At 72.6% G+C, this 21,801-nt stretch carries 20 protein-coding genes; 5 read left to right on the top strand and 15 right to left on the bottom strand.

Annotation, left to right across the window (positions count from 1 at the left end):
• Nucleotides 1–15 precede the first annotated feature (15 nt).
• The 8 genes from ACFYM2_RS13675 to ACFYM2_RS13640 all read right to left on the bottom strand — a co-directional run bounded on the left by ACFYM2_RS13675 (nt 16) and on the right by ACFYM2_RS13640 (nt 11,197).
• On the bottom strand, nt 16–834 hold the full coding sequence (locus ACFYM2_RS13675; protein WP_359004115.1) for an RNA methyltransferase: 819 nt from the start codon (nt 832–834) through the stop codon (nt 16–18).
• Between the two features lie 113 nt (nt 835–947).
• Entirely contained in the window at nt 948–2,168 is a 1,221-nt protein-coding gene (cobA, locus tag ACFYM2_RS13670; RefSeq protein ID WP_350229374.1) for a uroporphyrinogen-III C-methyltransferase, read from the bottom strand.
• Between the two features lie 159 nt (nt 2,169–2,327).
• Nucleotides 2,328–6,062, bottom strand: a complete 3,735-nt coding sequence (cobT, locus tag ACFYM2_RS13665) for a nicotinate-nucleotide--dimethylbenzimidazole phosphoribosyltransferase (protein WP_388836041.1) — start codon at nt 6,060–6,062, stop codon at nt 2,328–2,330.
• Nucleotides 6,063–6,402: 340 nt separating this feature from the next.
• A complete protein-coding gene (gene cbiE, locus ACFYM2_RS13660) occupies nt 6,403–7,617 on the bottom strand; it encodes a precorrin-6y C5,15-methyltransferase (decarboxylating) subunit CbiE (RefSeq protein WP_388836038.1) in 1,215 nt (404 codons plus the stop codon).
• A 97-nt stretch (nt 7,618–7,714) separates the two neighbouring features.
• Nucleotides 7,715–8,371: a GNAT family N-acetyltransferase gene (locus ACFYM2_RS13655; protein ID WP_359004124.1), complete on the bottom strand. Its 657-nt coding sequence runs from the start codon at nt 8,369–8,371 to the stop codon at nt 7,715–7,717.
• A gap of 183 nt (nt 8,372–8,554) precedes the next feature.
• On the bottom strand, nt 8,555–9,403 hold the full coding sequence (locus ACFYM2_RS13650) for a MetQ/NlpA family ABC transporter substrate-binding protein (protein ID WP_388836035.1): 849 nt from the start codon (nt 9,401–9,403) through the stop codon (nt 8,555–8,557).
• A gap of 73 nt (nt 9,404–9,476) precedes the next feature.
• Nucleotides 9,477–10,145, bottom strand: coding sequence for a methionine ABC transporter permease (locus tag ACFYM2_RS13645; RefSeq protein WP_350229379.1), 669 nt, complete (start codon nt 10,143–10,145; stop codon nt 9,477–9,479).
• Entirely contained in the window at nt 10,142–11,197 is a 1,056-nt protein-coding gene (locus ACFYM2_RS13640) for an ATP-binding cassette domain-containing protein (RefSeq protein ID WP_359004130.1), read from the bottom strand. Before ACFYM2_RS13640 ends, ACFYM2_RS13645 begins: the two co-directional genes overlap by 4 nt.
• Before the next feature lie 597 nt (nt 11,198–11,794).
• Here ACFYM2_RS13640 and ACFYM2_RS13635 point away from each other — a divergent pair.
• Complete coding sequence (locus ACFYM2_RS13635; protein ID WP_350229381.1) at nt 11,795–12,154, top strand: hypothetical protein; 360 nt, start codon at nt 11,795–11,797, stop codon at nt 12,152–12,154.
• 2 nt (nt 12,155–12,156) lie between these two features.
• Nucleotides 12,157–12,594: a hypothetical protein gene (locus tag ACFYM2_RS13630; RefSeq protein ID WP_388836032.1), complete on the top strand. Its 438-nt coding sequence runs from the start codon at nt 12,157–12,159 to the stop codon at nt 12,592–12,594.
• A gap of 3 nt (nt 12,595–12,597) precedes the next feature.
• On the opposite strand, the gene ACFYM2_RS13625 is transcribed toward ACFYM2_RS13630, so the two are convergent.
• From ACFYM2_RS13625 to ACFYM2_RS13615, 3 genes are read right to left on the bottom strand one after another with little or no spacing between them, the layout of a single operon-like run.
• On the bottom strand, nt 12,598–13,101 hold the full coding sequence (locus tag ACFYM2_RS13625; protein ID WP_359004260.1) for a GNAT family N-acetyltransferase: 504 nt from the start codon (nt 13,099–13,101) through the stop codon (nt 12,598–12,600).
• 36 nt (nt 13,102–13,137) lie between these two features.
• Complete coding sequence (locus ACFYM2_RS13620) at nt 13,138–13,689, bottom strand: sigma-70 family RNA polymerase sigma factor (RefSeq protein WP_388459053.1); 552 nt, start codon at nt 13,687–13,689, stop codon at nt 13,138–13,140.
• A 23-nt stretch (nt 13,690–13,712) separates the two neighbouring features.
• Nucleotides 13,713–14,882, bottom strand: coding sequence for a glycerophosphodiester phosphodiesterase (locus tag ACFYM2_RS13615; RefSeq protein WP_388836029.1), 1,170 nt, complete (start codon nt 14,880–14,882; stop codon nt 13,713–13,715).
• Nucleotides 14,883–15,196: 314 nt separating this feature from the next.
• On the opposite strand from ACFYM2_RS13615, the gene ACFYM2_RS13610 reads away from it, so the two are divergent.
• Complete coding sequence (locus tag ACFYM2_RS13610; protein ID WP_246033685.1) at nt 15,197–15,817, top strand: 1-acyl-sn-glycerol-3-phosphate acyltransferase; 621 nt, start codon at nt 15,197–15,199, stop codon at nt 15,815–15,817.
• A 262-nt stretch (nt 15,818–16,079) separates the two neighbouring features.
• Here ACFYM2_RS13610 and ACFYM2_RS13605 read toward each other — a convergent pair whose 3' ends face one another.
• From ACFYM2_RS13605 to argH, 3 genes are all read right to left on the bottom strand, one after another.
• Nucleotides 16,080–17,618, bottom strand: coding sequence for an MFS transporter (locus ACFYM2_RS13605; protein WP_359004139.1), 1,539 nt, complete (start codon nt 17,616–17,618; stop codon nt 16,080–16,082).
• Complete coding sequence (locus tag ACFYM2_RS13600) at nt 17,615–18,166, bottom strand: helix-turn-helix domain-containing protein (protein ID WP_359004142.1); 552 nt, start codon at nt 18,164–18,166, stop codon at nt 17,615–17,617. The genes ACFYM2_RS13605 and ACFYM2_RS13600 overlap by 4 nt, the downstream gene beginning before the upstream one ends.
• A gap of 69 nt (nt 18,167–18,235) precedes the next feature.
• Nucleotides 18,236–19,663 (bottom strand): argininosuccinate lyase, encoded by a 1,428-nt coding sequence (argH, locus tag ACFYM2_RS13595; protein WP_388459048.1) that lies wholly within the window; start codon nt 19,661–19,663, stop codon nt 18,236–18,238.
• A gap of 170 nt (nt 19,664–19,833) precedes the next feature.
• Between argH and ACFYM2_RS13590 the strand changes: the two genes are divergently transcribed.
• Nucleotides 19,834–20,421 (top strand): pyridoxamine 5'-phosphate oxidase family protein, encoded by a 588-nt coding sequence (locus tag ACFYM2_RS13590; RefSeq protein ID WP_388459046.1) that lies wholly within the window; start codon nt 19,834–19,836, stop codon nt 20,419–20,421.
• A 93-nt stretch (nt 20,422–20,514) separates the two neighbouring features.
• Nucleotides 20,515–21,204 carry a L,D-transpeptidase family protein gene (locus tag ACFYM2_RS13585; RefSeq protein WP_359004150.1) on the top strand — a complete coding sequence of 230 codons (690 nt, stop codon included), beginning with the start codon at nt 20,515–20,517 and terminating at the stop codon, nt 21,202–21,204.
• Between the two features lie 47 nt (nt 21,205–21,251).
• Here the strand turns inward: ACFYM2_RS13585 and ACFYM2_RS13580 are convergent, their stop codons facing one another.
• Nucleotides 21,252–21,794: an arginine repressor gene (locus tag ACFYM2_RS13580; RefSeq protein WP_350229389.1), complete on the bottom strand. Its 543-nt coding sequence runs from the start codon at nt 21,792–21,794 to the stop codon at nt 21,252–21,254.
• Between the last annotated feature and the right edge of the window lie 7 nt (nt 21,795–21,801).

Raw genomic sequence — 21,801 nt, 5'->3', positions numbered from 1 at the left:
CGGAGTCCGGCGCGGTCAGGCCGTCGGCCTGCCGGTGGCCACCGCGTAGAAGGCGACGGCCGCCGCCGCGCCCACGTTGAGCGAGTCGACGCCGTGGGCCATCGGGATGCGTACCCATTCGTCGGCGGCGACCAGCGCCTGACGGGACAGCCCCTCGCCCTCCGCGCCCAGCATGAGGGCCACCTTGTCGAGCGTGTGCGGCGCGGCATCGTCGATGCTGGAGGCCTGCTCGGCCGGGGTGAGCGCGAGCAGCTTGCAGCCGGCCGCGCGGACCGTCTCCAACCCCTTGGGCCAGGAGTCGAGCCGGGCGTAGGGGACCGAGAAGACCGCGCCCATCGACACCTTCACCGACCGCCGGTACAGCGGGTCGGCGCAGTCCGGCGAGAGCAGCACCGCGTCCATGCCGAGGGCGGCGGCGCTCCGGAAGATCGCGCCGATGTTCGTGTGGTCGTTGACGGCTTCCATGACCACCACGCGGCGCGCGGTGGTCAGCAGTTCCTCGGCGGCGGGCAGCGGCTTGCGCTGCATCGAGGCCAGCGCCCCCCGGTGCACGTGGTAGCCGGTGACGCGTTCGGCGAGGTCGGGGCTCACCGCGTAGACGGGCGCGGGCAGTTCGTCGATGACGTCCCGCATCACGTCGACCCACTTGGCCGAGAGCAGCATCGAGCGCATCTCGTACCCGGCGTCCTTGGCCCGTCTGATGACCTTCTCGCCCTCGGCGATGAAGAGGCCTTCCGCGGGTTCGCGGCGGCGCCGCAGTTCCACGTCGGTCAGGCCCGTGTAATCGCGCAGACGGGGATCGTCGGGGTCGTCGACGGTGATGAGATCGGCCACAGGGTGATACTGCCTTGTCCTGAGTGAGGTGCCAACGGCTGGAACGCGGCTCCGTCACTGAGGGGCGGGGGCCGCGTCACCGAGGGTGAGCGGGCGGCGGGCGTTCGCGGGGGTCAGGGGCGCGCGTTCACCCTGACGACCTCGCCGACGACGATGACGGCCGGAGGCTTGACCTCCTCGGCCCTGGCGACCTCGCCCACGCTTCCCAAAGTGGCGTCCACGCGGCGCTGGGCGGCGGTGGTGCCTTCCTGGACGAGCGCGACGGGGGTCTCGGGGCTCTTGCCGTGCGCGATGAGCGCCCGCGCGATCGCGCCGATCTTGTCGACGCCCATGAGGATCACCAGGGTGCCGCGCAGCTGGGCCAGCGACTTCCAGTCGACGAGCGAGCGCTCGTCGTCCGGGGCCACATGGCCACTGACCACGGTGAACTCGTGCGCGACACCCCGGTGCGTGACGGGAATGCCGGCCGCGCTCGGCACCGAGATGGAGCTGGAGATGCCGGGCACCACGGTGCAGGTGATGCCCTCGTCGGCCAGCGCCTGGAGCTCTTCCATGCCGCGCCCGAAGACGTACGGGTCGCCGCCCTTGAGCCGCACGACGGCCTTGCCGGCCTTCGCGTGCTCGATCAGCGCGTTGTTGATGGCCTCCTGGGCCATGAAGCGGCCGTAGGGGATCTTCGCCGCGTCGATGACCTCGACGTGCGGCGGCAGTTCGTCGAGCAGGTCGCGCGGCCCGAGCCGGTCGGCGATGACCACGTCGGCCTCGGCCAGCAGCCTGCGGCCGCGCACGGTGATGAGGTCCGGGTCGCCGGGGCCGCCGCCGACCAGGGCGACGCCCGGGGTGCGGGTGCGCTGCTGCGGGGCGACCAGCGTGCCGTCGCGCAGGCCCTCGACGACCGCGTCACGGATCGCGGCCGAGCGGCGCGGGTCGGGGGTGTCGGTGGTGAGGACGGCGACCGTCACGCCCTCGGAGCGGCCGGTGGCCGGGGTCCAGGCGGTGGCGGCGCTCGCGTCGTCGGAGCGTACGCACCAGACGCGGAAGCGCTCGGCCTCGGCGGAGATCCGCTCGTTGGAGGCAGTGTCGGCGGTGGCGACGAGCGCGTACCAGGCGTCCGCGAGGTCGCCGTCCTGGAAGCGGCGGCGCTCCCAGCGGATCTCGCCCGCGTCGGCCATCGCCTCGACGGAGGGGGTGGCGCTCGGGGAGATCAGGGTGACGTCCGCCCCGGCGGCGACGAGGGCCGGCAGACGGCGCTGGGCGACCTGGCCGCCGCCGACGACGACGACGCGGCGGCCGGTGAGGCGAAGGCCCACCGGGTACGCGGGGTGTTCGACCATGGTGGCGGTGCTCCTCGGGCGGGCTGGCGTGCGATGGGCCGCTGCGGCGGTGAAGCGGCTGGTGGGAGGGGTACGCGCCCCCGCCGACAGCCTAAGGGGCGGGTGCGGCGTCGGCGGGGGCCGGGGTCGCCGGCCCCGGCCCCCGCCGACGCGTACGTACTACTTCTCGGTGACGCCCGCCGAGTCGAACGTGGCGACCTCGTGCATGGCGCGGGCCGCGCTCTGCACCAGGGGCAGGGCGAGCAGCGCGCCGGTGCCCTCACCGAGGCGCAGGTCCAGGTCGACCAGCGGGCGAAGGCCCAGCTTGTTGAGGGCGGCCACATGCCCGGGCTCGGCGCTGCGGTGTCCGGCGATGCAGGCGGACAGCACCTCGGGGGCGATCGCGCGGGCGACCAGGGCGGCCGCTCCCGTGCTGACGCCGTCGAGGATCACCGGCGTACGCAGCGACGCGCCACCGAGCAGGAAACCGACCAGGGCCGCGTGCTCCAGACCACCGATCGCGGCGAGGACGCCGATCGGGTCGGCCGGGTCGGGCCGGTGCAGTTCCAGGGCACGGCGTACGACATCGACCTTGCGGGCGTGCGTCTCGTCGTTGATGCCGGTACCGCGTCCGGTCACCTCCACCGGGTCGACGCCCGTGTAGAGCGAGATGAGGGCGGCGGACACGGTGGTGTTGGCGATGCCCATCTCACCGGTCAGGAGCGCCTTGTTGCCGGCCGCCACCAGGTCGCGGGCGGTCTCGATGCCGACCTCGATGGCGGCGATCGCCTCCTCGCGGGTCATGGCGGGCCCGGCCGTCATGTCGCCCGTACCCGGGCGCACCTTGCGGGGCAACAGGCCGGGAGTGGCCGGGAGTTCACTGGCCACGCCCACGTCGATCACGCAGACCTCGGCGCCCACCTGGCCGGCGAAGGCGTTGCAGACGGCGCCGCCGCCGAGGAAGTTGGCGACCATCTGGCCGGTGACTTCCTGGGGCCAGGGGGTGACGCCCTGCGCGTGCACCCCGTGGTCACCGGCGAAGATCGCGACGGCGGCCGGCTCGGGGATCGGCGGCGGGCACTTGCGCGAAAGCCCGGACAGCTGCGCGGAGATGATCTCCAGCATGCCGAGGGCGCCCGCCGGCTTGGTCATCCGCTTCTGCCGCTCCCAGGCCTCGCCGAGCGCCTTGGCGTCGAGCGGGCGGATCCCGGCGATGGTCTCCTGAAGGAGGTCGTGCGGGTCCTCGCCGGGCAGCGCGCGCCGGCCGTACGTCTCCTCGTGCACGACCCACGACAGCGGGCGGCGCTTGGACCAGCCGGCCTGCATCAGCTCGGGCTCGTCCGGGAACTCGTCCACGTAGCCGACGCACAGGTAGGCGACGACCTCCAGGTGCTCGGGCAGGCCGAGGGCGCGGACCATCTCGCGCTCGTCGAAGAAGGAGACCCAGCCGACACCGAGGCCTTCGGCGCGGGCGGCGAGCCACAGGTTCTCGACGGCGAGCGCCGAGGAATACGGGGCCATCTGCGGCTGCGTGTAGCGGCCCAGGGTGTGCCGGCCGCCACGCGTCGGGTCCGCGGTGACCACGATGTTCACCGGGGTTTCGAGGATGGCCTCGATCTTCAGTTCCTTGAACTGCTTGGCCCGGCCCTTGGGCAGCGACTTGGCGTAGGCCTCGCGCTGGCGCTCGGCCAGTTCGTGCATGGTGCGCCTGGTCTCGGCGGACCGGATCACCACGAAGTCCCAGGGCTGGGAGTGCCCGACGCTGGGCGCGGTGTGGGCCGCCTCCAGGACGCGCAGCAGCACCTCGTGCGGGATGGGGTCGGAGCGGAAGCCGTTGCGGATGTCACGGCGCTCACGCATGACGCGCAGGACGGCCTCGCGTTCGGCGTCGTCGTACCCGGGCGCGGCGGGCCCCTGCTCCAGGACTTCGGCCCCCTCATCGGCCCGCTCGGGCGTCTCCGCCTCCGCCTCCCCGGCGGCCGGCACGACCGCTTCCGGAGCCTCGACCGGCTGCGGCGCGACGGCCGCTTCGGGAGCCACGGGCGCGGCAGCGGCCTCGGCCACCGGCGCCGCAGGGGCGACCTCCTGGACCGGTTCGGCGGGCTGGGCCGCGCCCTGGTCCTGCCGCGGTACGAGGACGGGCTCGGGGGCCTGCACGGGTTCGGGGGCCTGGACCTGCTCGGAGGCTTGGGCGGGCTCGGGCACGATGGCGGCGGCCGCCGCCTCGGGGACGCCGGGCTGCCCCGGGACCTGCTCCTCGGCCACGATCTGCGGCACGGGGACGGCGACATGCGTGGGCGCCTGGTCCGGCGCGACCGCGACCGGCGCGGGCTCGGCGGCGGGTGCGACGGGTTCGGCGGCGGGCGCCGACTGGGCCGGGGCCGGCTCGACGACGGTCGGCTCGACGACGGGCTCGGCCACGGCCGGCTCGGCGGGAAGCGGCTGGGCCGTCTGATGAGCTTCGGCTGCCTGGGGTCCGGCCACCTGGGGCTCGGTGGGCAGCGGCGCGACGACAGCGTCGGGCGCGGCGGGCGCGGACGCGGCTGCCTCGGGCGCGGCGGGCTCGGGCATGACGGCCTCGGCCACGACGGGCTGGGCGACGACGGGTTCGGGAGCGACCGCCTCAGGCGCGACGGATTCGGGCGCGACGGATGCGGGCCCGGTGGCCTCAGGCGCGACCGCATCGGACACGACCGCATCAGGCGCGGCGGATTCGGCAACGGCCTGCGGGGCCGGGGTCGGAGCCTGGGTCTGCTCGGCGGCCCCCGCATGCGCAACCTGCGGCGCGGCGGCCGACGCCTCGGGGGCGGGCGCGTCGGGGGCGGTCGCGACGGACTCGGCGCCGGGCTCGACCACGGCCGGTTCGGGCGTCACGGGCGCGGCGGCGTCCGGAGCCACGGGCGCGGCCTCGGCGGCCGGCTCCGGCTGTGCGACCACGGCGACGGCCTCGGGTGCCGGCTGCGGCACCTCCTGCGCGCCGGCCACCTCGGGCGCGGGCGCGTCCGACGCGGGCACCTCAGGCGCGGGCGCGTCCGACGCGGGCACAAGGCGCTCGGGCGCGAGGTGCGGTCCGGTCGGGACCGAGCCCTCCACGGGCACGAACTGGCCCACCGGCTGCGGCTGTCCGCCCTGTCGCGGCTGTCCGCCCTGCTGCGCCACGAGCTGGTCCACCAGGAGCATGGGCGCGGGCTGCGTCATGTGCGGGGCCGCCTGCGGCGATGCCTGGGCCGGTACGGCCCGAACCGCCGCGTGCGCTTCGGCACCCTCCGGGACGACCGTTTCTGCAGGGGCCACGGGCGTGTTGAGTGACGTCTGCGGCGCGGAACGCTGCTGAGGCGTCCATGCCATACCTCCCCCCGGCTGCCCGTCCCCGGGCTGGGGCGCCGGGGGCTGCGGAGCGGCTTCCTCGCGCGGGACGTCCAAGTACTCGGGGCCGACGGTGGGCGGCGCCTGCGTCCGGACGGGCATCGGGTTCGCGGGGGCGCCGGCCGGGCCCCGGTCGGCGAGGGAGCGTACGACGCCGGAGGAGGTGTCCGGCACCTGGGGGCCGAGGTGCAGGGGGCGACGGGCCGGTGGCGGAGCGGGGTTCGCGGGCGCCTGCGCGGCGCGGGCGCCGCCGAGGTCGACCGAGCCCGTGTCGCGGCCGCCGGTCTCGTGCGCGCCGGGCTCCGGTGACGGGCCGGGAGCGGGCGCCGCCGGGGCGGCGACAGGGGCAGCGGCGGCCGCCGACTGCGGGTCGATCCAGGCACCTTGGGCGCCGGGCATCAGGAGCAGGTCGTCGTCGTCCATGGCGGTCGCCGCGTTGTCGGAGGGGTCGAGGAAGGTGTAGGCGCCGGGAGCGGGGACGCCCGGCTGTTCCACCATGCCTGCGTTCTCCGGCAGTCCCTCGCCCGGGATCTGGCCGGTGTCAGTCATGCGTACCCCTCGCCCATCTGTAGTGCTCCTTCGGCCTGCGCCCGGGACCACACACGCTCGGCTCGCGGCACCCGTCGCTCAGGACGTGTGCGCCGCGCGGTTGCGAACGGCCCGCAGGTGTCAACGACACCATGCATTGTCGCGGGCCTTCGCCGCCGTGGCGGTCAGTCCCGGCCACGGACCGTGTGGGCTGCGCCACGTTGCGCGTCCCCCGGATGTGCCGTACCGACCACGGGTCCCTCAATCGGTTCCCCTGTCCGGCCCTTGGCGAGCGGCGCCGCGAACGGCAGGGTGCGGTACAACGATCGGCCAGCCTACCCTTTGCGACGCGCCGCGACCGTCACAGGGATCTTTCTTTTCGCCGTCCGCAGAGCAGGAACGCGACCGAGCGTTCGCGCTCCGACCAGGCACGCGGGTCGAGGTCGACCGATTGGAGGAGCGCGCACTCGACGTCGTATCCGCCGGCGCTCAAAACGGCTCCCACGGCCTCCGCCTCGTCCCGTGTCGAGGCATGCGTGACGATGCGCTCGGGCCTGCGGTCGGCGCACGCCTCCACCACGCCGGCCCCGCCGCCCCCGATCCGTACGACGTCGGGCTCGGGCAGCGTCTCCAGGATGTGCGGGGCCCGGCCCCTGACCACCTGGAGCTGCACGCCGAAGCGGCGGGCGGTGGACTCGGCGCGCGAGCAGGCCCCCGCGTCCTCGTCGACGGCTATCACCGCGGCGCCGAACCGCGCCGCTTCCACCGACAGGGCGCCGCTGCCGCAGCCGATGTCCCACACGAGGTCGCCGACCCTGGGCCCGAGCCTGGCGAGTTGGGCGGCGCGCAACTCGGCGGTCTCACCGGTGCCGAGCCCGGCGTCGTACTCGCGGGCCGGCAGCGCCCAGCCGCGCGGCGCCGAGGGGTAGCCGGGGGCGGGCCCCGCGAGCCAGCCCTCGCCTTCGCCCGCCGGGCCGCCGCCCAGGACGATGACGACGTTGGGGTCGCGCCAGGCGTGGTCGGCGGCGCTCTCGGAGGTGAGGACGGTGACCTGTTCGCGGTCGCTGCCCAGTTCCTCGCAGATGACGAAGGTGCGGTGGACGCCTTCGAGGAGCAGCGCGAGTTCGGCGGGTCCCGCGCCGGGCGAGGTGAGGACGGCGACCTTGGGGTGGGCGCGGCAGACGTTGACGGCGCGGCGCAGGGTGCGGGGGTGGGCGACGACGATCCGGGCGTCGTCCCAGGGCATGCCGGCCCGGGCGAAGGCTCCGGCGACGGCGGAGACGGCCGGCACGACCTCGACCTCAAGGCCGTGCTCGGGGTCCCTGAGGGTGCGCAGGACGCCGAAGAACCCGGGGTCGCCGTCGGCGAGGACGACCGCGCTCCCCCGGTGCCCCGCGATGCGCCGGGCGGCCAGGCTCACGCTGCCGAGCCGGATGCGTTCGGCGCCCGCGGGCACTTCGGGGAGCGCGAGGTGGTGGGCGGCGCCGGCGACCAGGGTCGCGGCGGTCAGGGCGGAGGTGGCCGCGGGGGTGAGGGGCGAGCCGTCCCAGCCGATCACCGTGACGCGGTCGGCCATCTTCGTCAGACTCCAGGGGGTGGCAGGTCGGGCGGCGGGTGCGCCGGGTACGGACTTGAGGGTAGCTCCGGAAAGGGAAGCGGCCGCCGGCCCCGGATCAGTTCCAGTCGGGATAGGAGGCGTATCCGGCCTCCGTGAGCTGGTCGGCGACGCCGTCGAGGTCTTCGGGGAGCAGGCTCCAGACGATGAGGTCGGTGCGGATGTCCGTCCAGCCGCCGTCCTCCGTCTGCGTACGCGCTATCCAGGCGTTGCGCAGGACTCCCTCGCTGACGCAGCCGATCTTCTGGGCGACCTGCTGGGAGGCGGTGTTGTCGGCGGCGGTGCGCAGTTCCAGGCGCTCGAACCGCTGGTCCCTGAAGAGCCATTGGGCCGTGGCGAGCACGGCCTCGGTGGCGTAGCCCTCGCCGCGCGCCCAGGGCGCCACCACATAGCCGACCTCGGTGGCCAGGGTGCGCCAGTTGGTGTGCTGGAGGTGGACGATGCCCACCAGGCGCTGGGTCAGGAACTCGGTGACCGCCAGAACGATTCCTCGGCCCTCGGAGCGCTCGCGCGGGGCGATGTGGCGGACCCAGTCGTCGGCGTCGCGCGCGGTGTAGGGGTGGGGCACCGCGGTCCAGGCGACCACCTGCTCGTCGTTCATCATCTCGATGAGCGCGGAGCCGTCGGCGTCCTCGAAGGGGCGCAGCACCAGCCGGTCCGTGCTGATGGAGATGTCCGGGAACACCGGAAGGTGGGTAGTCATGTGCCGCTCCATGCCGTGGACCGCCTTGGGGACCGCGCCGGCCCCGGGGCCGCGTGGCCCGTCAACCTGTGAGGACCGTAAAGGCACAGCATGCAGCATGGGGACCTCGGCGCGCATGGCCGGGTGGCGGTGACGACGAAGGTCCCGGACACCTGACGCGGTGTCCGGGACCTTCGTCCTGCCATACGTGCAGGGCTACTTGGCGGGGCCGAACGCGGGGACGACGGAGCCCGCGTACTTGTCGGTGATGAACTTCTTGACCTCGTCGGAGTTCAGGAGCTTGGCGAGCTTCTGGATGCGCGGGTCGTTCTCGTTGCCCTTCTTGACGGCGAGGAAGTTGGCGTAGGGGTTGCCTTCGGCCTTCTCCAGGGCGAGGGCGTCCTTGGCGGGCTTGAGGTTCGCCTCGATGGCGTAGTTGCCGTTGATGACGGCGGCGTCCACGTCGTTCAGAGCACGCGGCAGCGTGGCGGCCTCCAGCTCCTTGAACTTCAGGCCCTTGCTGTCCTTGATGTCGGAGAGCTTGGCGCCGGAGCCGACGCCGTCCTTGAGGGTGATCAGGCCGTTGGACGCGAGCAGTTGGAGCGCGCGGCCCTCGTTGGTGGTGTCGTTGGGGACGGCGACGGTCTGGCCGGAGGCAAGGTCCTTGAGCGACTTGACCTTGTGCGAGTAGAGGCCGAGCGGTTCCAGCTCCACGTCGACGACGGGCACGATGTGGGTGCCGTTCTTCTTGTTGAAGTCGTCCAGGTAGGGCTTGTGCTGGAAGAAGTTGGCGTCGACCTGACCCTGCTCGGTGGCGGTGTTGGGCAGGACGTAGTCGGTGAACTCCTTCACCTCCAGCTTCAGTCCGGCCTTGGCGGCCAAGTTGTCCTTGACGAACTTGAGGATGTCGGCGTGCGGGGTCGGGGACGCCGCGACGACCAGCGCCTTGGACTCGTCGGCCTTGCCGGCCGGCTTGGGGTCGGAGGAGGAGCCGCAGGCGGTGAGGCCGACGGCGAGCGCGGCGGTGGCGAGGGCGGCAGCGGTGATCTTGGTGTTCTTACGCACGAAAAGTGCCTCTTTCCGGTGGTGCGGTGTGACGCCCGGACAAGGAGTGCGGGCCGTTTTTCTCAAGGGAGGTTCAGGAGGCCCGGCCGCGACGGGCGAGCAGGCGTCCGATGCCGTCGCCGAGCAGCTGGACCACGGTGACGATCACGATCAGGACGGCGACCGTGATGAGCATGAAGGTGGTCTCGAAGCGCTGGTAGCCGTAGGTGATGGCGACCGAGCCGAGTCCGCCGCCGCCGACCGCGCCGGCCAGCGCGGAGTAGCCGACCAGCGTGATCACGGTGGTGGTGGCCGCCGAGACGAGCGAGGGCAGCGCCTGCGGGAGCAGCACCTTCCACACGATGGTGGGGATGCCGCCGCCCATGGACTGCGCGGCCTCCACTAGCCCGTGGTCGACCTCGCGCACGGCGGTCTCCACCAGACGCGCGAAGAACGGGATGGCGCCGATGGAGAGCGGCACGATCATCGCGCTCGGGCCGATGAACGTGCCGACGGCCCAGGTGGTGAACGGGATCAGGGCGATCAGCAGGATGATGAAGGGCAGCGAGCGGCCGATGTTCACGATCACGCCGACGACCTTGTTCACCGGGCGGTTCTGGAGCAGTCCGCCCTTGTCGGTGAGGACGAGCAGCACGCCGAGCGGCAGGCCTGCCGCGATGGTGACGACGGTCGCCCACAGCACCATGTAGAGGCTGTCGTACGTGCCCTGCGACAGCAGCGGCTGCATCTCCGACCAGGTCACTTGGCACCTTCCTTCACGAGACCGGCCGTCCGGGCCTCGGCCTCGGCGCTGTCGTCCACGACGTCCACCTGGAGGCCCTGCTCGCGCAGGAAGCCGACGGGGACGACGTTCTCCTCGTAACGCCCTGGCAGTTCGATCCGCATCCGGCCGATCTGCTTGCCGGCGACGGTGTCCATCGCGGCGCCGAGGATCGAGATGTCGATGTTGTACGTCCGCGACAGCTGCGAGATGACCGGCTGGGTGGCGGCCTCGCCGTGGAAGGTGACGTCGATGACGGTGCGCTCGGGGCCGGTGGCGGCGCCGGTCACCGGGAACAGTGCGGCGGCGAGTTCGGAGCCGGGCGTCGCCAGCAGTTCGCTCACCGTGCCGGACTCGATGATCCGTCCCTTACGCATCAGCGCGGCCGAGTCGCAGACCGTCTTGACGACGTCCATCTCGTGCGTGATGAGCAGGACGGTGAGGCCGAGCTGCTGGTTGAGGTCGCGCAGGAGCTGGAGGATCGAGCGGGTGGTCTCGGGGTCGAGCGCGCTGGTCGCCTCGTCGGAGAGCAGCACCTTGGGGTCGCCGGCCAGGGCGCGGGCGATGCCGACGCGCTGCTTCTGGCCGCCGGAGAGCTGGGCGGGGTGGGCCTTGGCCTTGTCGGCGAGGCCGACGAGGTCGAGCAGTTCCAGGGCTTTGCGGGTGCGCTCGGCGCCGGAGATTCCGAGGATTTCCAGGGGCAGCTCGACGTTGTCCCGCACGGTGCGCGAGGACAGCAGGTTGAAGTGCTGGAAGACCATGCCGATGCGGGAGCGGGCCCGGCGCAGGTCCCTGCCGGCCCGGCGGCCGCGCCCGGCGAGCGCGGTGAGGTCGACGCCGTCGACGCTCACGGTGCCCGACGTGGGGCGCTCCAGGAGGTTGACGCAGCGGATGAGAGAGGACTTGCCGGCGCCGCTCTGGCCGATGACGCCGTACACCTCGCCCTCGCGGACGTGCAGGTCGACGCCGTCGAGCGCGGTGACATCTCGTCCGCGCGACTGGTAGACCTTGGTCAGGCCCGTTGTGGTGATCACAGGATTTCCGTCACTGTCGAGTGCGCGGCGCGGGGTATGCCGGGCACGGGGCAAACGTGTTCGGGGCGCGGCTCGGCCCCCGCGGTGGGTACCGGGGGCGCGGTGTGCGCGGGGCAGGCCGGGTCCGTGGGATCGGGTACGGAACCGGGCGCGGCCGTCGTGGTCTCGCTTCGGGGCGCGAGGCTCAGGCGGGGGCCCTCAGAAGGCGCACATTCGACACATACAACGAGCACCGGGCGTCATCTTCGCCTCGGTCGCAAGGGTGCGGCTGCTCGTCGTGGTCATGTCGGCAAGTAAAGCAGAACCGGCCCGGCACCCCTCGGAGATGTCCGAATAGCGGACACACCTGGACGGCTCCACGGACGGACGGCCTCCGCCGCGCCGACCCCGACGCCACCCGCTGTGACCTGCGCGGACACGGCCGGAAATGCGACGGCGACCGCAGCCCATCCGGGCGCGTCGGCCGGGGGCGCTGTGGTCAAGGCCACGGTCGCCCGGACCGCCTCGCGCCCGGTGCGGCGACGGCGGCGGTGCCGCGCTCCTCGCCGGGCAGGGGTGAGCGCATCGGGCCTTTCGGACCGTAATACCCTCGACCCCATGCTCGATGCCCTGACGGTCGCGGTCGCCGCCGCCGCGCTCGCCCTCGCCGCCTGGTGCGGATATGCCGCATACCGGGACCAGGCCACCAAGGACTGGCACTTCATCGGCATGGCCGTGGTCGCCGTCCTGGCGCTGGCCCAGCTGGTCGTCGGCCTGGTGGAGCTCGGCCGGGGCGAGCGGCCCGAGCAGGGTGTCGCGATCTTCATCGCGTATCTGGCCGGAGCGTTCGCGGCCGTCCCCGCGGCGGGTTTCCTCTCGCTGTCCGAGCGGACCAAGTGGGGCTCGGTGACGGTGTCGGCGGGCGCCGTGGTGCTCGCCGTGCTCGAAGTGCGTCTCTACGACATCTGGGGAGGCTGACCGTGACCGAGTCCGCCACTGACACCACGCCCGTCGAGAAGATCGGCACCGGGCCCGGCCGGGTGCTCGTCTGGTTCTACGGGGTCTTCACCGTGGCCGCCGCGTCCCGTTCGATCGTCCAGTCGGTCCTGGACTTCGGCAAGGCGCCGCTGGCGTACGTACTGTCCGCGATCGCGGCCTGCGTGTACGGCTTCATCACGTACTCGCTGGTGCGCGGCGGGGAGCGGGCCCGCCGCGCGGCCCTGGTGTGCTGCGCGGCGGAGCTCCTGTTCGTCCTGATCGTCGGCACCTGGACGCTGGTGGACGCCTCGGCCTTCCCCGACAAGACGGTCTGGTCCGACTACGGCATGGGCTACCTCTTCATCCCGGTGATCCTGCCGGTCCTCGGCATGCTGTGGCTCAGGCGCGCCAAGCGCCCACAGCCAGGCGCCGAGCGCTAGGCGCTAGGCGCTGGCCACGAACTCCTGCGCCGCCGCGGCCTTTTCGAGGGTGATCAGGGAGAGCCGCGCGCTCACGGGCTCCGTGGCGACGGTCGCGTAACCGTGCCTGCGGTACAGCCGCAGGTTCGACTCGCTGCGCCGGCCGGTGAGGAGCTGGAAGCGTTTGGCGGCGAGCTCCGCGGCGAAGTGGGCCTCGATGGCGCTCAGGAGCCGGCCGCCCAGGCCGTGCCGCCGCATCCGGGGGTGGACGATCAGCTTGTCGATCCGGCCGGTTCCGGACTCGTCCACCCGGCCCCGCACCGAGGCCACGACCTCGTCGCCGAGCCGGGCCACCAGGGCGTACCCCGTGGACAGTTCACCGCGCAGCTCATCGAGGGTCTGCGTCAGGGGCTCGATCGAGTAGTCGCCGTAGAGTTCGGCCTCGCTCTGGTAGCACAGGTATTGCAGCTTCAGTATCTGCTCGGCATCCTGTGCGCCGGCCGCAGAGATGGTCACGCTCATGCCCATGTGCGCATGCCTCTCGCTCAACTGGTCCCCGATGGTCTACCGCTCCTTTCCCCCGCGTTCAGGAGCGGCAACCTCCGCCGCCAGCATTCTGCGCAGGCATCCCAGGCAACGGGAACGCGTCGGCCCCAGGCTGCCCTGTGAGATATCCAACTCCCCTGCGATTTCCCGGTAGGTGGGGTCCTTCGGTGAGAGCAGCGCGGTGAGCAGACGGGGGCAGCCGCCCGGCGTGCGGGCGATCGCCGCGCGCAGGACACGCCGCCGTTCGGCGCTGAGCGCGGCCAGTTCGGGCCCCGGGCCCGGATCGGGCGCGCGCTCACCGGCGTAGGGACTCTCCTGACGCCGCAGCCGCCGGGCCCGGCGCGCCTCGGCCCGTACGGCGCTGCGCACCCAGCGCGCCGGGAGCGGCAGGTCCGACGGCCGGCGCTCCAACAGCCGCAGCCAGACGGCCTGTTCGAGATCGGCGGCGTCGACACCGGTGCCGGATGCCTCGGCCGCCGCTTCGGCGGCGAGGAGCGGGCTGAGCTCTGTGACGAGATCCATGCCGGGCGGGACGCGCCCGCCGGGGAAGCCGGTTTCCCCGGCGGACACTTGTCACCCGTACGGGGCGGAGGTCAGCGTCCCCGGAAGTCGGCCGCCGCGAGCAGGGCGGTGTCGGCGTTGTCGGAGAACACCGCGTCGATGCCGGTCGCGAAGTACGTCCTGAAGGCGCCGAACGCGTCGCCGTAGGCGTTGGGGTCGCTGCCGCGCCGGTACTCGGCGGGCAGGAAGGTGTTCTCGTCGCGCATCGTGTAGGGGTGCAGGATCAGGCCCTGGGCGTGCGCGTCACGGACGAGGGTGGTCGGCCGGGTCAGCTTCCCGTCGGCGTCCTTGGGGATGATCAGGTCGAGAGTGGGGCCTATGCCCTGGGCGTAGGAGGCGATCCACCGCAGGCCCGCCGGCTTGACCAGGTCGTCCACCGTGCGCGGATCGCCGCTGACGACGAAGTCCCAGGGCTTGGTGCCGGCGTTGGAGAGCAGCACCACGGCAGGGGTGTCCACCAGCTTCGCCAGGCGCTGGATGCTGCTGGGCTCGAAGGACTCGAGGAACTGCGGGGAGTCGGCGCGGTTGCGGCCGTAGCGGCGCAGCAGTGTCGCGACCCGGTTCTCCAGGGGCAGTCCGATGCCCCGGAAGTAGGTGGGGTGCTTGGTCTCGGAGTGCAGCCAGATCCGGCGGCCGAGACGGCGCCCCTGCTCCTCGGCCCAGCGCAGCACCTCCTCGAACGTGGGCACGTCCCAGCGGCCGTCGTATAGCGTGTTGTGCTGCCGGTTGCCCGGGATGCGCTCCTTGGCGCGCAGCGTCTTGAGCTCGGCGAGGGTGAAGTCCTCGGTGAACCATCCGGTGACGGCGGTCCCGTCGACGCTCTTGGTGGTCTTGCGGGACGCGAACTCGGGGTGCGCGGAGACGTCGGTGGTGGCCGATATGTCGTTCTCGTGACGGCACACCAGATGCCCGTCCTTGGTGGGGACCAGGTCCTGCTCGATGACGTGGGCGCCGAGGTCGAGGGCGTGCTGGTAGGAGCCGAGGGTGTGCTCTGGCCGGTATCCGGCGGTGCCCCGGTGCCCGATGACGTACGGGACGGGCAGGTCGCGGTATCCGGCCGGGCCGCCTCCCCGGCGCGGCGCGGCCTCGGCCTCCCCCGCCGTCAGGCCGACGGCAGCCGAGCCGAACACGGCCGCGCCCGCCACGCCCGCCGCACCGAGCACGGCGCGCCGTCCGGGGCTCATCCGCTCACCCTCACTCATGAACTCTCCTTCGTCTGGATGCCACTGGTGTCGCACCTGTCCCGCGGCTGCCCGCCGGGAGGGCACGAGCGTAGGCGGACCGAGCTGAAGAGCGGGATGTCTACGGGGTACTCGGGGGTGAACGAGGGCCAAATCCGGCGCGAACACGCGCCAAGAACGTGTATCCACTGCGTGAACCCGATGTGCGATCGGACGTGCGCCGCGAGTATCGTCCTCACCTGCACAGACAACCGACATCCACCCAGACGACCCCGGAGGGCCCGTTGTCCCGCTTCGCGCTCATCAAGGCAGTGCTCGGACCGATCATGCGCCTGATGTTCCGCCCACAGGTGGAAGGCGCCGAGAACATCCCGGGCACCGGTCCAGTCATCCTCGCCGGTAACCACGTGACGTTCATCGACTCGATCGTGCTGCCCATTGTGTGCGACCGGCAGGTCTCCTTCATCGGCAAGGACGAGTACGTCACGGGCAAGGGGCTCAAGGGCCGCCTGATGGCCTGGTTCTTCACCGGCGTCGGCATGATCCCGGTCGACCGGGACGGCGCGAACGGTGGTGTCGCGGCGCTGATGACCGGCCGCCGCGTGCTGGAGAACGGCCAGATGTTCGGCATCTACCCGGAGGGCACCCGCTCCCCCGACGGCCGCCTCTACCGCGGCCGTACGGGCGTTGCGCGGCTGACCCTGATGACGGGCGCGCCGGTCGTCCCCTTCGCGATGATCGGCACGGACAAGCTCCAGCCGGGCGGCGCGGGGATGCCGCGCCCCGGCAAGGTGACGGTGCGCTTCGGTGAGCCGATGGAGTTCTCGCGCTACGAGGGCATGGACCGGGACCGCTATGTCCTGCGGGCCGTCACGGACTCGGTGATGGCCGAGGTCATGCGGCTGTCCGGGCAGGAGTACGTCGACATGTACGCCACGAAGGCGAAGGCGGCGTAGTCCCTCCGGGGGTCCGCCCCGACCCCGCGTCGCCCGCGCCCTGGCCGGGCCGGCCCTGTTGGGGGCGCGGGGAACTGCCCGACCAGCCACGACGGGCCTGCGGCCGAACAACAGGCCCCCGGGGGCGCCGTCCACGTCAAAGTGCGGACCGCAGGGGGCTGGTCGCGCAGTTCCCCGCGCCCCTGACAGAGCGCATGCCGAGCCCCCGCAAAGTGAACCCCCATCCCGCGCGGGCCCACAGCGCACCCGCGCCCCGCCGGGATCAGTGGTGCTCGGGGCTTTCGGGGAGGCGCTGGCCCCGGAGCAGGAAGAACGCCACCGTCGCCGTGGCGAACAGCACCACCGCCCCCACCCCCGCCGCCGTCTGGAACCCTTGCGTGAACGCGTCCTTGGCCGATGCCAGGACCGCGCGCGCCTGATCGCCCGGCAGCCGCACCGCCGCCTCGACCGCCCCGCCGAGCGAATCGTGGGCCTCGGCCGCGAGATCGGCGGGCACCCCGGCCGGCACCTCGAAGCCCCGGTAGATCCCGGTCACCACCGAGCCGAGCAGCGCGATGCCGAGGGCCGCGCCCAGTTCGTACGCCGTCTCGGAGACCGCCGACGCCGCGCCCGCCTGCTCCTTGGGGACGCTGGAGAGGATGACGTCCGCCGTCACCGTGAAGGCGAGACCCGCGCCGAGACCGCCCACGAACAGGGCGATGCCGAGCGAGACGATGTCCGTGTCCGCGCCGAGCAGGACGCAGGCGGCGAGGGCGACGCCGACCGCCGCGAGACCGCCCGACACCGCGGCCCGCACCGAGGTCCGCCGGGCGATGGAACCGGCCGCGAGCCCCGACCCCACCGCGCCGACGGCGGCGGGCAGTTCGATGAGCCCGGCCTCCAACGGCGAGCGGCCCTGGACCAGTTGGAGGAACTGGGAGAGGAAGAAGACGAGGCCCGAGAGGCCGAGGATGGTCAGCAGGTCGGCCAGGACGGCCCCGGAGAAGCCCCGGTGGTGGAAGAGGCGGATGTCCAGGAGCGGCGAGTCGAGCCGGCGCTGGCGCCGTACGAACCAGACCAGCGCGGCGACGCCGAGGACCGCGGAGGCCAGGATGTCCCAGCGGAACCCGTTGACCGCGGCCTCCTTCACCGCGTATACGACCGCGACCACGCCGACCAGGGAGAGCCCGACGCTGATGAGGTCCCAGGGCCCAGGGGCGGGGTCGCGGGACTCGGGCAGCAGCTTGATGCCGACCAGGACGAGGACGGCCATGACCGGCAGGTTGATGAGGAAGACCGAGCCCCACCAGAAGTTCTCCAGGAGGAATCCGCCGACGACCGGCCCGACCGCCGTGCCGGCGGAGGCGGCGGCGCCCCAGATGCCGATGGCGAGGCTGCGCTCCCTGGGGTCGTGGAAGATGTTGCGGATCAGGGCGAGCGTGGAGGGCATGAGGGTCGCGCCCGCGATGCCGAGCAGCGCCCGGGCCACGATCATCATCTCGGGGCTCGACGCGTAGGCGTTGAGCACGGACACCGCGCCGAAGGCCACCGCGCCGCAGAGCAGGAGTTTCTTACGGCCGATGCGGTCGCCGAGGCTGCCCATGGAGACCAGGAGCCCGGCGATGACGAACGAGTAGACGTCGCCGATCCACAGCAGCTGGGTGCCGGACGGCTTCAGGTCCTCACTGAGGAAGGGCGTGGCGAGGCCGAGCACGGTCGCGTCGACGGCGACGAGCAGGACAGCCAGGACGAGTACCGCCAGCGCGAGCCAGCGGCCCGTGGGGCCGACGGCCTGGGGCGGGCGGGCTTGGGTCGCGGTCACTTCTCCACGCTCCGCCGTACACCGCCGAGCAGCAACTCGACGATCATGTACTGGAAGTCCTTGGCGGCCACCCGGCCGTCCTGCACGCCCCAGGCCCCGGCGCCGATCAGCCCGTACAGCGCCTCGGTGAGCCAGGCGGGCGTGAGGTCGATGCGGAACTCGCCCCGCTCCTGGCCGCGCCGGAAGAGCGCGGAGACCCGGGTGTCGATGCGGGCCCAGCCCGCGTTCATCTCCTCGCCCTCGAAGAGCTGGTTCTCGGTGACGAGGAAGGCGAGCAGGCCCGCGACGGGTTCGACCTCCGCGACCATCCGGCGCAGTCCGTCCGTCGCCGCGCCCTCCTCCAGACGGGCGGCGTCCAGGGCGCCCTCCAGCTCCCGGATGCCCAGCTCCTCCAGCGCTCTGACCAGCGCCTCGCGGCCCGCGAAGTGGCGGTGCAGGGTGGCCCGGCCGATGCCGGCGGCGCGGGCGACCTCGTCCATGGTGGCGGTCGCTTTGCGGGTGAGGAGGGCTGCGGCGGTGCGGAGTACCTGGTCTCGGTCCACGGTCATGAGACAACTCTAGCCCCAGTGAGACACACACGTCTCACTGGGGCGAGGGGAGCCCGGTCCGCCCGGACGCTACTTCTTCGCGTCGGCCCAGGCGCGCTGGACCGCCAAGTCGGCTTTCAGTTCGGCCAGTTGGACGGCGACGGCCGAGGGGGCCGTGCCGCCGCGCCCGTCGCGGGAGGCGAGCGCGCCCTTGACGTCCAGCACCGTACGGACCTCGGGCGTCAGATGCTCGGAGATCTTCGCGAACTGCTCATCGGTGAGCTGGCCGAGCTCGATGCCGTGCGCCTCGCACTCCTTGACGCACTCCCCCGCGACCTCGTGCGCCACCCGGAACGGCACGCCCTGCTTGACCAGCCACTCGGCGATGTCGGTGGCGAGCGAGAACCCGGCGGGGGCCAGCTCCTCCATCCGCTCCCGGTTGACGGTGAGCGTGGCCATCATGCCGGTGAAGGCCGGAAGCAGGACCTCCAGCTGGTCGCAGGAGTCGAAGACGGGCTCCTTGTCCTCCTGGAGGTCGCGGTTGTAGGCGAGCGGGAGCGCCTTCAGGGTCGCCATCAGGCCGGTGAGGTTGCCGATGAGCCGGCCCGACTTGCCACGCGCCAGCTCGGCGATGTCCGGGTTCTTCTTCTGCGGCATGATCGACGAGCCGGTCGAGAAGGCGTCGTGCAGGGTCACGAAGGAGAACTCCTTCGTGTTCCAGATGATGATCTCCTCGGCGATCCGCGAGAGGTTCACGCCGGTCATCGCGGTGATGAAGGCGAACTCGGCGACGAAGTCGCGCGAGGCCGTGCCGTCGATGGAGTTGCCCACCGAGCCGTGCTCGAAGCCGAGCTCCGCGGCGACCGCCTCCGGGTCGAGCCCCAGCGAGGAGCCCGCGAGCGCGCCGGAGCCGTAGGGCGAAACGGCGGTCCGCTCGTCCCACTGCCGCAGGCGCTCGGCGTCCCGGGACAGGGACTGCACGTGGGCGAGCACATGGTGGGCGAAGAGGACCGGCTGGGCGTGCTGGAGGTGCGTACGGCCGGGCATGGCGACGTCCGCGTGCGCCTCGGCGAGGCCGATCAGGGCGTCCTGGAGGTCGGCGATCAGGCCACCGATGATCCGGGCATGGTCGCGCAGGTACATCTTGAAGAGCGTGGCCACCTGGTCGTTGCGGGACCGCCCGGCCCGCAGCTTGCCGCCGAGGTCGGGGCCAAGGCGCTCAAGGAGGCCGCGCTCAAGGGCGGTGTGGCAGTCCTCGTCCGCCACGGTGCCGACGAACGAGCCGTCGGCGACGTCGCTCGCCAGCTGGTCGAGGCCCGCGAGCATCCGCTGGAGCTCGTCGGCGGTGAGCAGGCCGGCCGCGTGCAGCACACGGGCGTGGGCGCGCGAGCCCGCGATGTCGTAGGGGGCGAGCCGCCAGTCGAAGTGGACCGACGCGGACAGCTTCGCCAGCGCCTCGGCGGGACCGTCGGCGAACCGGGCACCCCAGAGCCGGACGTCACCGTTGTTGCTGCTCACAGCTCAAGCTCCTCAGAAGTGGGCGGGCCGCCCGGCGGCGATCTCGTTGTTGGCATAACTATGCAGAGCTCTGCATGTTTTGTCAAAGCACTCGGGGGCGCGGACGTGCGAGCTCTGTCCACGGGCCGGAATTTCCGGTGACCGCCCGGGCGGCGGCGGATAATCCGCCCATGGGAAAGACGTACGACCGCATAGACGGCCGCCTCAGGACCTTCATCGAGAACCAGCCCCTCTTCTTCACCGCCACCGCCCCGCTCGGCCAGGAGGGGACCATCAACCTCTCCCCCAAGGGTGTCGCCGGCTCCTTCGCGGTGCTCGACGAGCGGACCGTGGCCTATCTCGACTTCGCCGGCAGCAACGCCGAGACCATCGCTCACCTGAGGGAGAACGGCCGCATCACCCTGATGTGGTGCGCCTTCCAGGGGCCGCCGAACATCGTGCGGGTGCACGGCAGGGGCGAGCCGGTCTTCCGTGACGACCCGCGCTTCGAAGATCTTGTGGCCCGCTTCCCCGGCGTCGACCCGGCCCCGCACGGGCTGCGCGCCGTCGTGGTCGTCACCGCCGAACTCATCCGCGACACCTGCGGATACGCGGTGCCGTTCCTGTCGTACGACGAGGACCGCGACCTGCACGCCAAACGCTTCGCGCGGGAGGACGACGCCAGTCTGAGCGCGTACTTCGCGAAGAAGGAGCACATCGCCACCAGCATCGACGGCCTGCCCGGGCTCCCGCTCCCGCTGCCCGGACGCGTGGGCTGACGGGCGGGCGGCGGCGCGGGCGCGTCCCGCTTACGGAGCAACCCGGGCCGGTTCGGGCGGCCGTCGCCAGCGGCGGCGCATACGGTCACGAGCATGCGCATCGCCACGCTGCTCCTCGCCTCCCTGCTGGTCCCGCTCGCCGCGCCGGAGCCTCCCGCGCCGCTGCCGGAGCGGCTTGCCCGCACCGGCGGGGGCAGCCAGCTGCTGACCGCGGAGGCGGCCGAGCTCGGCTCGACCACCGGGCGGCTGACCTGGTGGGACCTGCGCGAGGGGCACTGGGTGGCGGCGGGGTCCGCGCCCGCGAGGTTCGGCGCCAAGGGCCTGGCGGATGGCGAGACGCGCGTGCAGGGCACCAACACGACGCCGACCGGCCTGTACGCGTTTCCGTACGCCTTCGGGGTGGCCGCCGCGCCGCCCGGCATCCGCTATCCCTACCGGCGCGCCACCGACCGTTCCTGGTGGTGCGAGGACAACGAGTCCCGCTCCTACAACCGCTGGGTGGAGGGGCTGCCCAAGGACTGCCGGGCGTCGGAGTCGGAGCATCTGACGGCGTTCGCCGGCCAGTACGCCCGGGCGCTCGTCATCGGCTACAACTACGAGCGGCCGGTGCGCGGCCGGGGCGCCGGGATCTTTCTGCACGTCAACGGAAGCGGCGCGACCGCCGGTTGTGTGTCGGTGCCCGCCGAGGCGATGGACCAGGTGCTCGCCTGGGCCGATCCGGCCCGCTCCCCGCACATCGCGATCGGCACGGACACCGGCCCCACCGCCATCACCGGGTACTGAACCGCCCTTCGTCTGACGGCAGTTGAGGGCCGGGCCTCCAACTCCCCTCAGCGGTGGTCGTTCTGCGCCAGGCGCAGCAGATGGTCGGCCAGCGCCTGGCCGCCCGTGGGGTCGCGGCTGATCAGCATCAGGGTGTCGTCACCCGCGATCGTGCCGAGGATGTCGTGCAGTTCGGCCTGGTCGATGGCCGAGGCGAGGAACTGGGCGGCGCCGGGCGGGGTGCGCAGCACCACCAGGTTGGCGGAGGCCTCCGCCGAGATCAGGAGTTCGGCGGAGAGCCTGCGCATCCGCTCCTCCTTCGCCGACTCCCCCAGCGGCGCCTTGGGCGTACGGAAACCGCCCTCGCTGGGCACCGCGTAGATCAGCTCGCCGCCCGTGTTGCGGATCTTCACCGCGCCCAGTTCGTCGAGGTCGCGCGAGAGCGTGGCCTGGGTGACGCTCAGCCCGTCGTCCGCGAGCAGCTTGGCCAGCTGGCTCTGGGACCGCACCGGCTGCCGGTTGAGGATGTCCACGATCCGGCGGTGGCGGGCGGTGCGGGTCTGCGGTACGGCGGGGCCGCCCGGCTCGAAGTCCTGCGCCTCGTCGGTCATCGTCGTC

The organism is Streptomyces sp. NPDC006711 (genome assembly GCF_042869775.1).
In the GTDB taxonomy this organism is placed as follows: Bacteria; Actinomycetota; Actinomycetes; order Streptomycetales; family Streptomycetaceae; genus Streptomyces.
Note: the sequence above shows the minus strand (reverse complement) of the source record. Positions and strands in the feature narration are given on the sequence as shown.